The sequence below is a fragment of the Halorubrum sp. CGM4_25_10-8A genome, assembly GCF_005435025.1.
Taxonomy (GTDB): Archaea; Halobacteriota; Halobacteria; order Halobacteriales; family Haloferacaceae; genus Halorubrum; species Halorubrum ezzemoulense.
In genome coordinates, this window is record NZ_SGTX01000002.1 from 182868 (window position 1) to 196417 (window position 13550).

At 69.6% G+C, this 13550-nt stretch carries 13 protein-coding genes; 10 read left to right on the forward strand and 3 right to left on the reverse strand.

The annotated features are described in order from the left end of the window. Window positions 1-11: 11 nt before the first annotated feature. Window positions 12-1655 carry a P-loop NTPase gene (locus EXE52_RS03255; RefSeq protein ID WP_089308833.1) on the reverse strand — a complete coding sequence of 548 codons (1644 nt, stop codon included), beginning with the start codon at window positions 1653-1655 and terminating at the stop codon, window positions 12-14. A gap of 167 nt (window positions 1656-1822) precedes the next feature. Between EXE52_RS03255 and ahaH the strand changes: the two genes are divergently transcribed. The 10 genes from ahaH to EXE52_RS03305 all read left to right on the forward strand — a co-directional run bounded on the left by ahaH (window position 1823) and on the right by EXE52_RS03305 (window position 11372). Beyond that, complete coding sequence (gene ahaH, locus EXE52_RS03260) at window positions 1823-2179, forward strand: ATP synthase archaeal subunit H (protein ID WP_049931783.1); 357 nt, start codon at window positions 1823-1825, stop codon at window positions 2177-2179. A gap of 4 nt (window positions 2180-2183) precedes the next feature. Beyond that, a complete protein-coding gene (locus tag EXE52_RS03265; RefSeq protein WP_089308874.1) occupies window positions 2184-4397 on the forward strand; it encodes a V-type ATP synthase subunit I in 2214 nt (737 codons plus the stop codon). Window positions 4398-4599: 202 nt separating this feature from the next. After that, window positions 4600-4851: an ATP synthase subunit K gene (locus EXE52_RS03270; protein ID WP_049931785.1), complete on the forward strand. Its 252-nt coding sequence runs from the start codon at window positions 4600-4602 to the stop codon at window positions 4849-4851. Between the two features lie 21 nt (window positions 4852-4872). Continuing rightward, entirely contained in the window at window positions 4873-5451 is a 579-nt protein-coding gene (locus tag EXE52_RS03275; protein WP_049931787.1) for a V-type ATP synthase subunit E, read from the forward strand. Next, entirely contained in the window at window positions 5448-6494 is a 1047-nt protein-coding gene (locus tag EXE52_RS03280; RefSeq protein ID WP_049931788.1) for a V-type ATP synthase subunit C, read from the forward strand. Before EXE52_RS03275 ends, EXE52_RS03280 begins: the two co-directional genes overlap by 4 nt. Next, window positions 6491-6820: a V-type ATP synthase subunit F gene (locus tag EXE52_RS03285; protein WP_006629423.1), complete on the forward strand. Its 330-nt coding sequence runs from the start codon at window positions 6491-6493 to the stop codon at window positions 6818-6820. The genes EXE52_RS03280 and EXE52_RS03285 overlap by 4 nt, the downstream gene beginning before the upstream one ends. 1 nt (window position 6821) lies before the next feature. Further along, window positions 6822-8585 carry an ATP synthase subunit A gene (locus EXE52_RS03290; RefSeq protein WP_049931790.1) on the forward strand — a complete coding sequence of 588 codons (1764 nt, stop codon included), beginning with the start codon at window positions 6822-6824 and terminating at the stop codon, window positions 8583-8585. Window positions 8586-8587: 2 nt separating this feature from the next. After that, entirely contained in the window at window positions 8588-10012 is a 1425-nt protein-coding gene (locus EXE52_RS03295; protein ID WP_049931791.1) for a V-type ATP synthase subunit B, read from the forward strand. 152 nt (window positions 10013-10164) lie between these two features. Beyond that, entirely contained in the window at window positions 10165-10866 is a 702-nt protein-coding gene (locus EXE52_RS03300; RefSeq protein WP_049931793.1) for a V-type ATP synthase subunit D, read from the forward strand. A gap of 116 nt (window positions 10867-10982) precedes the next feature. Next, entirely contained in the window at window positions 10983-11372 is a 390-nt protein-coding gene (locus EXE52_RS03305) for a DUF6276 family protein (protein WP_049931795.1), read from the forward strand. A gap of 220 nt (window positions 11373-11592) precedes the next feature. Here EXE52_RS03305 and EXE52_RS03310 read toward each other — a convergent pair whose 3' ends face one another. Together EXE52_RS03310 and EXE52_RS03315 are read right to left on the reverse strand one after the other, a co-directional pair. Then, complete coding sequence (locus tag EXE52_RS03310) at window positions 11593-11946, reverse strand: hypothetical protein (RefSeq protein WP_086215754.1); 354 nt, start codon at window positions 11944-11946, stop codon at window positions 11593-11595. Between the two features lie 92 nt (window positions 11947-12038). Then, a complete protein-coding gene (locus tag EXE52_RS03315) occupies window positions 12039-13544 on the reverse strand; it encodes a stage II sporulation protein M (protein ID WP_089308834.1) in 1506 nt (501 codons plus the stop codon). Window positions 13545-13550 lie beyond the last annotated feature (6 nt).

Genomic DNA, 13550 nt, shown 5'->3' on the forward strand with positions numbered 1-13550 from the left:
CCGCGCTCCGCTCAGCGACCGAGTAGCCGACTGAAAAATCCGCCGTCGCCCTCTTCCTCCTCCTCGTCAGCGGACGACGCGTCGGCGTCGTCTGTCGCCTCTCTGCCGGCGTCGCCGTCCGGCTCGTCCTCGTCCGATAGCACGGTGTTCATCGTCCCGGTGTCGTCGTCGCGGAACGGGATGCTCCCCGCGAGTTCACCGTCGATGTCGTCCGCCGCCGGGTCGGCGCTCGTGGTCCCCTCGCCGTCCGCCTCTCCGCGCTCGGTGGCCGCCTCGCGTGCCGTCTCGTCCGCGTCGGGAATCGCGTCCGGCTCCTCCTCCGTCTCGGCCTCGGGGCCGGTGGCCTCGAGCTCGGCGGCCGCCCTCCCTCCAGCCATGGACTCGTCACCGGCGTCGGTTCCGCCGGCCTCGTCGTCGCTCGCCGCATCGCCGACGGCCTCGCGAGTCGGCTCGTCGTTCTCGACGGGCTCTTTCGGGTCGCCGCGGGCGTCGCGTGTTTCCCCGCCGGTATCGTCGCCCACGTCTCCGTCCGCGCCGTCGTCACCGCCTTCCTCCGTATCGTCGCCCACGTCTCCCTCCGCGTCGTCGCTCACCTTTTCGTCCGCGTCGCCGTCCGGCGGTTCGCTCTCGCTCGCGACGATGATGTCGTCGCCGTCGCCCGGCTCGGCCACGCCGCTCGCGTCGGGGTCCGCGACGATGATGTCTTCGTCCGACTCGGGATCCGTGCCCTCGTCTTGGTCCGCCTCGGCCTCGGCGGCCGCGTCCCCATCCGTTTCCCCGGCAGCGTCCCGCTCGCTCACCTCGCTCGGGCCGCCGTCGTCCGCGTCGTCCGCCGCCGGTCCGTCGTCGACGATCACGGCGTCGTCGTCCGTCGCGGTCGGCTCGCCGTCGCCCTCCGCGTCGTCCGCCCCGGCTCCGCTCGCGGCGTCGGCCGCGGACCCGTCGAGTCCCGCCCCCTCCACCTCGGCGCCGGTCAGCGCTCGGGTCAGGTCGCGGTAGGCCCGCGTCGCCGGCGCGTCGGGCGCGGCCTCCGGCAGGGACCGGCCCGCCGCCGCGGCCCGGGCCACGGCCTCGTCTTCGGGGATCCGTCCGAGGACGGAAGCGTCGAGCAGCGCCGTGACGACCTCGTCGGCGTCGGCCGTCACGCGGGTGATCGCGGCGCCCGCGACCGTCCCGCCGAGTCGCTCCGTCAACTGCCGCGTCTTCTCGGTGTCGCCGAGGGCGCTCCGCTCCGGCGTCGAGACGAGCAGCGTCTCGTCGGCGATCGCGAGCGGGAGCGTGGAGTCGTGCGACAGTCCCGCGCCCGCATCGACGAACACGTAGTCGGCGCCGTCGAACGCCTCGACGACCCCGCGGAGCCTGGAGGGGTCCGCGGCCGCGTACGCGTCGAGGTCGGCCGCCCCCGGCACGACCCGCAGCCCGGACGGCCCCTCCCGGACCGCCGCCGCCGGGTCCGCGTCGCCGGCGAGTACATCGTGAATCGTGATCTCGCCGGGCGTCACCCCGACAGCGTCCGCGAGGTTCGCCATGCCGAGGTCGGCGTCGATCGCGACGACGTCGGCGCCCGAGTCCGCCAGCACCGTCGCCAGCGCGGCGGTCGTGGTGGTCTTCCCGACGCCACCCTTCGCCGACGCGACCGCATACACCGTTGCCATACGGTGACGGTCCGGCGACTGCTACTTAAATGTAGGCGGCGGCGCGCGACTGCGGCCGACGCGTTCGGCTCGAAGTACCGCCGAATCGCCTCGGAATCCGGTCGCACCCCCGCGGGCTTTCGCAAACACCTTATACGTCGCTTCTAGAGTTTCAGGCGATTAGTAGCATGGCGAGACCAGAGGTGCTCGAATCCATCAAGCAGGCCGAACGGGAGGCGGACGAGATCGTCGCGGAAGCGGAGTCCGACGCCGAAGAGCGCCTCGCCGAGGCTCGAGAGCGCGCGGACGAGATCCGCGCCGAGGCCGAGGAGGAGGCGGAGTCCGAGGCCCAAGAGCGGCTCGACACGGCCCGAGCGGAGATCGAGGAGCGGCGCGAGGAGATCCTCGAGTCGGGGCGTGCCGACCGCGACGAGCTCGAACGCGAGGCCCGCGACCGCGTGGAATCGGCCGTCGACTACGCCGTCGAGCGGTTCGAGGCGGCGGTTCACGAGCAGGCCGAGGAGGCGGTGGATGCTCAGGCCTGAGCAGATGAGCCGGGTGTCGGTGACGGGCTCGAAGCGCGTCATCGACGACGTCATCGAGGCGGCGTACGCCCACCACTCCCTGCACGTCACCGACTACGACGACCGGTACGAGGGGTTCGACCCCGGAACGTCGCTCGACGGGGCCGAGACCGTCAACGAGCGGCTCGTGACGGTTCGGTCGCTGGAGAGCATCCTCGACGTCGACGAGGACGACGCCGAGGTCGCGCGGTCGCTTGACGACGACGAGCTCGAAGCCGAGCTCGACCGCGTCCGCGACCGCGTCAACGAGCTCAACGACCGGCGCGACGAACTACAGGGCGCGATCCGCGACCGACAGGAGGAGATCGACCGGATGGAGCCGTTCGCGGAGCTCGGGATCGACCTGGACTACCTGCGCGGCTACGACTCGGTCGAGGTCGTCGTCGGCGAGGCGAAACCCGCCGCCGTCGAGGCGGCGCTCGGGGACGCCGAGACGGTCGACGCCTTCGACGTGTTCGTCGGCGGCGACGTGCTCGCCATCGTCGCGAGGCCGACCGACGGCGACGCGGAGGGCGTCGTTCAGGACGCGCTCGTCGGCGTCGACATCGCGCTGCTCGACGTGCCGGACGCCGACGCGAGCCCGGAGGAGTACGTCGCGGAGCTGGAGGCCGAGCAGGCCGACCTCCGCGACGAGCTCGACGGCGTCGAAGCCGAGCTCGACTCGGTGAAGGAGGAGGCCGCGGGCTTCCTGCTGCGCGCCGAGGAGAAGCTCACGATCGAGGCCGAAAAGAAGGAGGCGCCGCTCTCGTTCGCGACCACCGAGAACGCGTTCGTCGCGGAGGGGTGGGTGCCGACCGAGTCGTACCCGGACTTCGAGGCGGCGGTCGTCGACGCGGTCGGCGACCACGTCGAGGTCGAGGAGCTCGAACGCGCCTCGTTCACCCCCGACGGCGACCACCACTCCGAGCCGGTCGACAGGAGTGGCGGCACCGAGTCGCCGTCGGCCGACGACGGCAGCGCGTCCGCCGAAACGGAAGCGGCGGTCGCTACCGACGGCGGCCACGCGGCGCACGGCACCGACGACCCGCCGGTCGTCCAGGATAACGGGAGCGCGGCCGGCCCCTTCGAACTGCTCGTCCAGGCGTTCGGGCGGCCGAAGTACTCCGAGTTCGACCCGACGCTGCTCGTGTTCCTCACGTTCCCGGCGATGTTCGGGTTCATGATCGGCGACGTGGGGTACGGCGTCCTGTACGCCGCCATCGGGTTCTTCATGTACTCCCGGTTCGACGGCGCGTTCCGCGAACTCGGCTCCGTCGCGATGTGGGCGGGCGGCTTCACGATACTGTTCGGGATCTACTTCGGCATCGACCTGTTCGGCTACCACGCCTACCAGCTGCTGCCGGGCGATGTCCACTGGCCCGTCGCCGGGAAGGGGCTCTCGCCGGCCGACCTCGACTGGGGGCTCTCGTTCCTTGTCGTCAGCGTGGTGTTCGGTATCGTTCACCTCAACATCGGCCACGTGCTCTCGTTCGTGAGCACGCTCCAGCAGCACGACGTGAAGCACGCGCTCTACGAGGCCGGCTCGTGGCTACTGATCCTCAACGGCGCGTGGATCTGGATCTTCAGCCAGCACGTCCCCGGCCCGAAGCCCGACTTCCTGTTCGAGTCGGTGTCGCTCCTCACGTTCGGCACGGTCTCGTTCAGCGGCTTCCCGGTCGTCGTCGGTATCGCCGGCGCCGTCGCCGCGGGTCTTGGGCTCGTCCTGCTCGGGATCGGCGAGCCGCCGGAGCTCGCGGAGTTCCTCTCGCCCATCGTCAACGTCATCTCGTACGCCCGGATCATGGCCGTCCTGCTCGCGAAGGGCGGGATGGCGCTCGCGGTCAACCTGCTCGCGTTCGGTGCGTACATCGACAAGGGGGGCGAGGGGAGCTTCCACTTCATCTTCTCCGCGGAGCACCTCCATCACGTCCAGGAGACGCCGAGCGAGGAGCTGGTCTTCGCGGGGATCACCACCGCGTTTGACCCCGCCTCGATCGGTCTCGTGGGCATCGTCGCCCTCGTGGGCGGCATCGTCGTGGCGCTCGTCGGCCACCTCGTCGTCCTGCTGCTCGGCGTCACGTCCGCCGGCATCCAGGCGGTCCGCCTCGAGTACGTGGAGTTCTTCGGGAACTTCTACGAGGGCGGCGGGCGGGCGTACCTCCCGTTCGGCCGCGACCGGAAGTACACCCGCGACGACTGACGGTCGACCCGACCGTCCGTCGTCCGCCGGTCTCGCCGCTTCGCAGCCGGTTGAAACGCGACGGTTCCGTCGGGTTTCGACGCGATAGCGTCCGCTCTCGCCTCCGTTCTTCCGTCTTCTGTCCGGTCGTTTTGGGAAGCTTTATGACTCCTCTGGGGGCAAATAGCAACCGTTCGGAGACGAGCAACCGCAACTACTACCAATGCTTGAAGCTACCAACGAACTCGGGAACCTCGTACTGTCGACTGGTGGAACGCTGACTGACCCCAACGCCGCGGCGGCGCTGGCCGTCGGGCTCGCGGCGCTGGGCGCGGGCTACGCGGAGCGCGGTATCGGGTCGGCCGCCGTCGGGGCGATGGCCGAGGACGACGACCTCTTCGTCAACGGGCTCATCCTGACCGTCCTTCCCGAGACGATCGTCATCCTCGCACTTGTCGTCGTCTTCATCGTCTAAGCGGTACTTCCTTCCACACCAATGAGTTTGGAAACCGTCGTTGAGGACGTCGAAGATGAGGCCCGCGCGCGTGCGGAGGAGATCCGCGAACAGGCCGAGGCGGAGGCCGACGAGATCGTCGCCGAGGCGGAGGCCGACGCGGAGCGCATCCGCGAGGAGCGGCTCGCCGAGGTCGAAGACCAGATCGACCAGGAGCGCGAACAGACGCTCTCCTCGGCGAAGCTCGAGGCCAAACAGGAGCGGCTCGGCGCTCGACGTGACGTCTTGGAGGACGTCCACGACGACGTCGAAGCGGCCATCGCCGCCCTCGACGGCGACGATCGCCGCGAGCTCACCGAGGCCTTACTCGACGCGAGCCTCGCGGAGTTCGACGACGACGAGGCCGTCGCCGTCTACACCCGCGCCGAGGACGTCGACCTGCTCGAAGACCTCGTCGCGGACCGCAACGCCGAGGTCGACGGCGAGGTCGACTGCCTCGGCGGCGTCGTCGCGGAGAGCGACACCTCCCGCGTTCGCGTGAACAACACGTTCGACTCGGTCCTGGAGGCAGTCTGGGACGACGAGTTGAAGAACATCTCGGAGCGGCTGTTCGACCAATGAGCGCCGCCGGCAGCCCGAACCCCGAGTACGTCGTCGCGCGGGTTCGTGCCCGCCGCGGCAGCCTCTACGGGGACGAGGAGTACCGCAAGCTCACCCGGATGGGCCCGGCCGAGATCGCCCGGTTCATGGAGGAGTCGAGCTACGGCGAGGAGATCAACGCGCTCGGTAGCCGCCACGGCGGCGTGGACCTGATCGAGTACGCGCTGAACCGGAACCTCGCCGAGCAGTTCGACGCCATCCTCGACTGGAGCGAGGGGTCGCTGTACGACCTGATCGCCCGGTACCTCCGGAAGTTCGACGCCTGGAACGTGAAGACGGTCATCCGCGGCGTCTACACCGACGCGGAGCAGTCGGCCGTCGAGGTCGACCTGATCCGCGCCGGCGAGTTCGACGACCGCCGGATCCGTCGCCTGCTTGAGGCGGACTCGATCGACGGCGTGATCGAGGTCCTCGAAGACACGATCTACGGGGAGCCGCTGCGGGAGGCGTACGCCGAGTTCGAGGAGACGGACGTGCTGGTGCCCTTAGAGAACGCGGTCGACCGCGCGTTCTACGAGCGGCTCCTCTCCGGGCTCGGCGGCGACGAGCCGACCCGGCAGTACGAGTCGTTCCTGGTGGCGGAGGTCGACTTCCGGAACGCGACGAACGCGCTCCGGCTCGCCCGCTCGGGCGCCGACATCGACCCCGCCGCGTACTTCATCGAGGGGGGCGACCTGTTCACCCGCTCGTCGCTCGCGCGGCTGGCGCAGAACCTCGACGAACTGGTCGAGTACATCGGCGACAGCCAGTACGGCGAGGAGCTCGGGCCCGCGCTGCGCGAGCTCGAGGAGGCGGACAGCCTCATCGCGTTCGAACACGCGATCGACGGCGCGCTGCTGGCGTACGGCGACCGGCTCGGCACGATCCACCCGGTGTCGGTCACCCCGGTCATCTCGTACATCCTCGCGAAGGAGCGCGAGACGGAGAACATCCGGGCGATCGCCCGCGGCAAGGAGGCCGGCCTCTCGGCCGACGAGATCGAATCGGAGCTGGTGATAACATGAGCCAGGAGATAGCGGTCGTCGGCAGCCCGGAGTTCACGACCGGATTCCGCCTCGCCGGCGTTCGGGCGTTCGAGAACGTGCCGGACGACGAGAAGGACGAGAAGCTCGACGACGCCGTCGAGCGGACGCTCGACGACGAGGGCGTCGGCATCATCGTGATGCACGACGACGACCTCGACCACCTCTCGCGGGGGACCCGCGAGGCGGTCGAGGGCAGCATCGAACCGGTCCTCGTGACGCTCGGCGGCTCCGGCGCCGGGAGCGGCGGGCTGCGCGACCAGATCAAACGCGCCATCGGCATCGACCTGATGGAGGAAGACGACTAATATGAGCAAAGCAGACACAACCGACGCCGTCGAAGACAGCGGCGTCATCCAGAGCGTGAGCGGTCCGGTCGTGACAGCCCGCGATCTCAACGCCCGCATGAACGACGTCGTCTACGTCGGCGACGAAGGGCTCATGGGGGAAGTGATCGAGATCGAGGGCGACCTCACGACGGTTCAGGTGTACGAGGAGACCTCCGGCGTCGGCCCCGGCGAACCCGTCGAGAACACGGGCGAGCCGCTGTCGGTCGACCTCGGCCCGGGGATGCTGGACGCCATCTACGACGGCGTTCAGCGCCCCCTGGACGTGCTGGAGGGCAAGATGGGCAGTCCGTACCTCGACCGCGGGGTCGACGCGCCCGGCATCGACCTCGAGGAGGAGTGGGAGTTCGAGCCCGAGGTCGAGGCGGGCGACGTCGTCGAGCCCGGCGACATCGTCGGCGTCGTCGAGGAGACGGTCACCATCGACCACAAGGTCATGGTGCCGCCGGACTACGAGGGCGGCGAGGTCGTCGCCGCCGAGTCCGGATCCTTCGACGTCACCGAGACGGTCGTCGAGCTCGACAACGGCGAGGAGGTCTCGATGCACCAGGAGTGGCCGGTGCGCGAGGCGCGCCCCGCCAACGACAAGAAGACGCCCCGGACGCCGCTGGTGTCCGGGCAGCGCATCCTCGACGGACTCTTCCCCATCGCGAAGGGCGGGACGGCCGCGATCCCCGGCCCGTTCGGCTCCGGGAAGACGGTCACGCAGCACCAGCTCGCGAAGTACGCCGACGCGGACATCATCGTCTACGTCGGCTGCGGCGAGCGCGGCAACGAGATGACCGAGGTCATCGAGGACTTCCCCGAGCTCGAGGACCCGGCCAACGGCAACCCGCTGATGGCCCGCACCTCGCTCATCGCGAACACCTCGAACATGCCGGTCGCGGCGCGTGAGTCCTGTATCTACACCGGGATCACGATCGCCGAGTACTACCGCGACATGGGGTACGACGTGGCGCTGATGGCCGACTCCACCTCGCGGTGGGCGGAAGCGATGCGCGAGATCTCTTCCCGGCTGGAGGAGATGCCCGGCGAGGAGGGGTACCCCGCGTACCTCGCCGCCCGGCTCGCGCAGTTCTACGAGCGCGCCGGCTACTTCGAGAACATCAACGGGACGGAGGGCTCCGTCTCGGCGATCGGCGCGGTGTCGCCGCCCGGCGGCGACTTCTCCGAGCCGGTCACCCAGAACACGCTGCGGATCGTGAAGACGTTCTGGGCGCTCGACGCGGACTTGGCGGAGCGGCGCCACTTCCCGTCGATCAACTGGAACGAGTCCTACTCGCTGTACAAAGACCAGCTCGACCCCTGGTTCGAGGACGAGGTCGCCGACGACTGGGCGGAGCGCCGCCAGTGGGCGGTCGACGTGCTCGACGAAGAGACGGAGCTCCAGGAGATCGTCCAGCTCGTCGGGAAGGACGCCCTGCCTGACGACCAGCAGCTGACGCTGGAGGTCGCGCGCTACCTGCGCGAGGCGTACCTCCAGCAGAACGCGTTCCACCCGGTCGACACGTTCTGTCCGCCGGAGAAGACGTACCTGATGCTGACGACGATCCAGACGTTCAACGACGAGGCGTTCGACGCGCTCGACGCCGGCGTCCCGGTCGAGGAGATCATCGACATCGAGTCGGCCCCGCGGATTAACCGTATCGGCGTCCAAGAGGACTACGAGGAGTACGTCGAGGATCTCAAGTCGGAGATCACCGAGGAGCTCCGGAGCCTCTACTGATCATGAAAGAGTATCAAACCATCACCGAGATCAGCGGCCCCCTCGTGTACGCCGAGGTCGACGAGGCGATCGGCTACGACGAGATCGTCGAGATCGAGACGGCACAGGGCGAGACGCTGCGCGGACAGGTGCTCGAATCCTCGGAGGACGTGGTCGCGATCCAGGTCTTCGAGGGGACGAGCGGTATCGACAGAGACGCGTCCGTCCGCTTCCTTGGCGAGACGATGAAGATGCCCGTCACCGAGGACCTCCTCGGGCGGGTGCTCGACGGCTCCGGCCGCCCGATCGACGACGGCCCGGAGATCGTCCCCGAGGAGCGACAGGACATCGTCGGCGCGGCGATCAACCCGTACTCCCGGGAGTACCCCGAGGAGTTCATCGAGACGGGCGTCTCCGCCATCGACGGGATGAACACGCTCGTCCGCGGGCAGAAGCTCCCGATCTTCTCCAGCTCCGGCCAGCCGCACAGCGAGCTGGCGATGCAGATCGCCCGGCAGGCTAGCGTGCCGGAGGAGGAGGAAGGCGGCGACGACGAGGAGGGCTCCGAGTTCGCCGTCATCTTCGGCGCGATGGGGATCACCCAGGAGGAGGCGAACGAGTTCATGGAGGACTTCGAGCGCACCGGTGCGCTGGAGCGCTCCGTCGTCTTCATGAACCTCGCGGACGACCCCGCCGTCGAGCGGACGGTCACCCCGCGCATGGTGCTCACCACGGCCGAGTACCTCGCCTTCGAGAAGGACTACCACGTCCTCGTCATCCTGACGGACATGACCAACTACTGCGAGGCGCTCCGCGAGATCGGGGCGGCCCGCGAGGAGGTGCCCGGCCGCCGCGGGTACCCCGGGTACATGTACACCGACCTGGCGCAGCTGTACGAGCGCGCGGGCCGGATCAAGGGCCGCGAGGGCTCGGTCACGCAGATCCCGATCCTCACGATGCCGGGCGACGACGACACTCACCCGATCCCGGACCTGACCGGGTACATCACGGAGGGGCAGATCTACGTCGACCCCGACCTCAACAGCCAGGGCCTCCAGCCGCCGATCAACGTCCTCCCCAGCCTGTCGCGGCTGATGGACGACGGGATCGGCGAGGGGCTCACCCGCGCCGACCACGCCGACGTGAAAGACCAGATGTTCGCGGCGTACGCGGAAGGTGAGGACCTCCGCGACCTCGTGAACATCGTCGGTCGCGAGGCGCTGTCGGAGCTCGACAACAAGTACCTCGACTTCGCGGACGCGTTCGAGTCCGAGTTCATCGACCAGGGCTTCGAGACGAACCGCGACATCGACGAGACGCTCTCGATCGGCTGGGACCTCCTCTCGATGCTGCCGAAGGACGCCCTCAACCGGATCGACGAGGAGTTCATCGAGGAGCACTACCGCGAGGACGACTCCGAGCGCAAGGTCGTCGAAGCGGCCGACTGATCCGCCTCGACTCACCTTTTACCCGCGGTCGATACCCCTCGCCAGCGATCGCGCCGCGGTGACCGCGCTCGGGGCCGATCCGCGGCGGCTCCCCGGCCGATCCGGCGCGTCTGAAAAGAATTAACCGCCTCGGAGCGGAACCTACCCCCAAGATGGCCAAGGACGTCAAACCGACGCGCAAGAACCTGATGGCGATCGAGGACCGCATCGAGCTCTCCGAGCGCGGTCACGACACGCTCGAACAGAAGCGCGACGGGCTCATCATGGAGTTCATGGACATCCTCGACCAGGCGCAGGACGTCCGGTCGGAGGTCTCCGAGAACTACGAGACGGCCCAGCGGAAGATCGACATGGCCCGGGCGATGGAGGGCGACGTGGCGGTCCGCGGCGCGGCCGCGGCGCTGAAAGAGCACCCGGAGATCACGACCCAGTCGAAGAACATCATGGGCGTCGTGGTCCCGCAGATCGAGTCCTCGAAGGTACAGAAGAGCCTCGACGAGCGCGGGTACGGCCTGCTCGGCTCCTCGGCGCGGATCGACGAGGCGGCCGACGCCTACGAGGAGCTGCTCGAGTCGATCATCCTCGCCGCCGAGGTGGAGACGGCGATGAAGAAGATGCTCACGGAGATCGAGACCACGAAGCGCCGCGTGAACGCCCTGGAGTTCACCCTGCTCCCGAGCCTCTACGAGAATCAGGAGTACATCGAGCAGAAGCTCGAAGAGCAGGAGCGCGAGGAGATATTCCGCATGAAGAAGATCAAAGCGAAGAAGGAGGAAGAGGAGGCTGCCGAGGAGGCCGAGGCGGCCGCGGAGGCCGCGGCCGCGGAGACCGAGGAACCCGAGCCCGCCGACTGACCGTCCACCGCGCGTCGGCCGTTCTTTCTGTTGATCGCTCTGTCCGTTTTCCCTCGCCGCTCTCGCCGCACCGAAGACGGCCGCGTTTAAGTCTTGAGCGCCGCCTATCTCCGGTCGTGCCCTGTCCTCACTGCGACGCCGACGCCGTCGGGTTCGCCGTGCCGCCCTCGATCCGCGAGTACGCGCCGGCCGACGCGGTCGCGATCTGTACTCGGTGCCTGCGGGTCGTCCCGGCCGCGGAGGCGGGGGTCGCGGGCGACGCGCCCGTCGACCCGGACCTGTCGGTTATCGATCCTGCCTTCCCCTCCGGCGAGGCGGGCGTCGCGCTGGCGCTCTGCTGTGGCAAGCTGGAGTCGTTCGCGCTCAACCGTGCGGCGATCGAGGCGCTGATCGGCCACGCCGAGCGCGCCGGCGCCGATGCGTTCGCGTTCTTCGACCGGCTCGACGCACCTGACGCCGCGTTCGACCTCGACCGTCGGCGAACGGCGCTCCGCGACGCGATTTAGTACTGGTACGATTGGTCGCTTCTGTCGAACGGTGACGCCGACCGTAACTAAATCGTGGCGAGTACATCGGCAGCGAAACCCGCTAAAGCCCCGCGGCTGCCCTTTTGACTCCCGCCCCGCCCAGTACGGCACCGCACACCTCCCCAGCCTCATCGGTGATTACGTACCGTCTCACTCACCGCCGTCTCGGTACTGACCGGGGCCTGTCCCGATCGTCCCGTCAGAGGTCGACGCTGTCCGGGTCGTTCCACTCGTCGTCCGCGTCGTCACCGTCGTCCGCCTCCGTCCCCGCCGGGCCGAGCCGCTCTTCGCCCTGCCGCGACTCGTGGACGGCGAAGCCGCCGGTCCGCTCGTCGCTCCCGCCGGCGTACGGGTCGGTGTCCGGGTCGTAGTCGCGCTCTCCCCGCTCGAAGACGTACGCGAAGAAGCCGAACAGCGGGACGACGAACGAGATGAGTGCCCACTTGCGCGGGTCCATTCCGTACTTGGGCGCGTCGACGTACGCGTAGGCGGCGAAGCCGACGAGCCACATGAGCGGGACGCCGACGAGGATGACGGCGACGAGCGGTCGCATACCGACGCTTCGCCCGCGCGGTAATAAGGCTGCGGGCGGGCCGGCGCCTCTGCGGCCGGACGCCCGCAGACGGGTCGCCGCTCGGTCGCGAGCTAGAGAAACGGCCGCCAGTAGTACGGACTGACGAACCCCTCGATAACGGCGGCGACGGTGATCAGAATCCCGATCCCGACGGTCACCCAGAACGCTGTCTCCAAGGCGTCGGCGAACCGCTCGCGGCTCGCGCGGCCGCGAAACGTCCGCCACGAGACCGCGCCGAGGCGGACGCCGAGCGCGCCGGAGACGACGAGCGCGGGGATCTCGAAGATCCCGTGCGGGACCACGAACGCGACGAGCGCGGAGAGGTTCTCCTCCAAGGCCGCGGTGGCGCCGAGCGCGAGGCCGTTGAACGCGAGCGACGAGAGCGCGGGGAGGGCAAGCCCGACGCCCGAGAAGGCGGTCGCGATCGCGACCCCCCAGTTGTTCCCGAAGTACGTCAGCGCCGCTACGGGCGGGATCTGTCCGGCGATCCGACCCTCGATCGAGGTCGGGGCCATCTCCGCGAACGGCGCGGCGGCGACCCACCCGAGCGCGCCGAACCCGACGGCCACTCCGAGCGCGAGCGCGTGGGAGCCCGGCGTCGACCGGACGAACCCGCGCAGCTCCCGCCACCCGCGTCGGAGGCCGCCGCCGAGCTGGGCCCGGAGGCCGGCCTCCGTCGGCGAGAGGGGGTCGACCGTCCCGCGGTAGTCGCCGTAGAGAACCGTTTTCAGCAGGTCGAGCGCGGGCGCGACGACGACGGCGCTGGCGAGCGCGACGACGGGGCCCCCGCCGACGAACGCGATCCCGGAGGCGACCGACGCGACGGCGACCAGCGCGCCGATCGCGACCACGAGGTACGCGGCGGCGTCGACGGGGTTCGAGCGAACGAAGCTGCCGGCGCCCTCGACCCCGCCGACGACGCCGGCGTCGTCGACGACGACGGCCGCGGGCGCGAACGCGAAGAGGATCCGAACGAGCGCGAGGGCAACGAAGCCGGCGAGCAGGGCGCCGATCGCCACCGCCGCCCCGAGGAACGGGTTCGCGAGGAACGCCGCGCCGACCGCGATCAATCCGAGCGCGACCACGCCGATCCACAGGATGAGTTCGGCGACGTACAGCCCGAGGAACGTGAGCCACCGGGATCGGGCGCCCGCGATCCCGGCGACGAGCCCGCGGTCGTCGCGGAGGCTCGCGGCGACCGCCGAGAGCTGGCCGGCCGAGACGACGGCGTACGCGAGGACCGAGAGGGCGACCGCGAGGAGGACGCCCCCGGCGAAGAGGACCACGACGGTCGGCGTGAGCAGCGGCTTGAACGCGGGGCCCAACCCCTCGGCCCACGCCTGAAGCGCCTCGGGGTCCTGCGTCTCCGGCGGCGGCTCGACCCCGGCGAGCGAGTCGCGGGCCGCGGCGAGGCGGCCGTTCAGTTCGAGGTGGAGGTAGATCCCCGCGAGCGCCGCGAACGGGCCGAGCCGAGCGATCGCCGGCACCGCGGTGCCGAGGAGGTAAAAGGGGAGGACGTCGGCGGGGCGTCGACGGAGGGTCGCAGTCGTTGCCGTGACGGCGGCGGAGAGGTCCATACGGTC

Excerpts from the sequence above, each read along its gene's own strand:
- EXE52_RS03310 (WP_086215754.1), bottom strand. The coding sequence starts at position 11,946 with ATGCGACCGCTCGTCGCCGTCATCCTCGTCGGCGTCCCGCTCATGTGG.
- ahaH (WP_049931783.1), top strand. The coding sequence starts at position 1,823 with ATGGCGAGACCAGAGGTGCTCGAATCCATCAAGCAGGCCGAACGGGAG.
- EXE52_RS03270 (WP_049931785.1), top strand. The coding sequence starts at position 4,600 with ATGCTTGAAGCTACCAACGAACTCGGGAACCTCGTACTGTCGACTGGT.
- EXE52_RS03300 (WP_049931793.1), top strand. The coding sequence starts at position 10,165 with ATGGCCAAGGACGTCAAACCGACGCGCAAGAACCTGATGGCGATCGAG.
- EXE52_RS03290 (WP_049931790.1), top strand. The coding sequence starts at position 6,822 with ATGAGCAAAGCAGACACAACCGACGCCGTCGAAGACAGCGGCGTCATC.
- EXE52_RS03265 (WP_089308874.1), top strand. The coding sequence starts at position 2,184 with ATGAGCCGGGTGTCGGTGACGGGCTCGAAGCGCGTCATCGACGACGTC.
- EXE52_RS03280 (WP_049931788.1), top strand. The coding sequence starts at position 5,448 with ATGAGCGCCGCCGGCAGCCCGAACCCCGAGTACGTCGTCGCGCGGGTT.
- EXE52_RS03285 (WP_006629423.1), top strand. The coding sequence starts at position 6,491 with ATGAGCCAGGAGATAGCGGTCGTCGGCAGCCCGGAGTTCACGACCGGA.
- EXE52_RS03275 (WP_049931787.1), top strand. The coding sequence starts at position 4,873 with ATGAGTTTGGAAACCGTCGTTGAGGACGTCGAAGATGAGGCCCGCGCG.
- EXE52_RS03295 (WP_049931791.1), top strand. The coding sequence starts at position 8,588 with ATGAAAGAGTATCAAACCATCACCGAGATCAGCGGCCCCCTCGTGTAC.
- EXE52_RS03255 (WP_089308833.1), bottom strand. The coding sequence starts at position 1,655 with ATGGCAACGGTGTATGCGGTCGCGTCGGCGAAGGGTGGCGTCGGGAAG.
- EXE52_RS03315 (WP_089308834.1), bottom strand. The coding sequence starts at position 13,544 with ATGGACCTCTCCGCCGCCGTCACGGCAACGACTGCGACCCTCCGTCGA.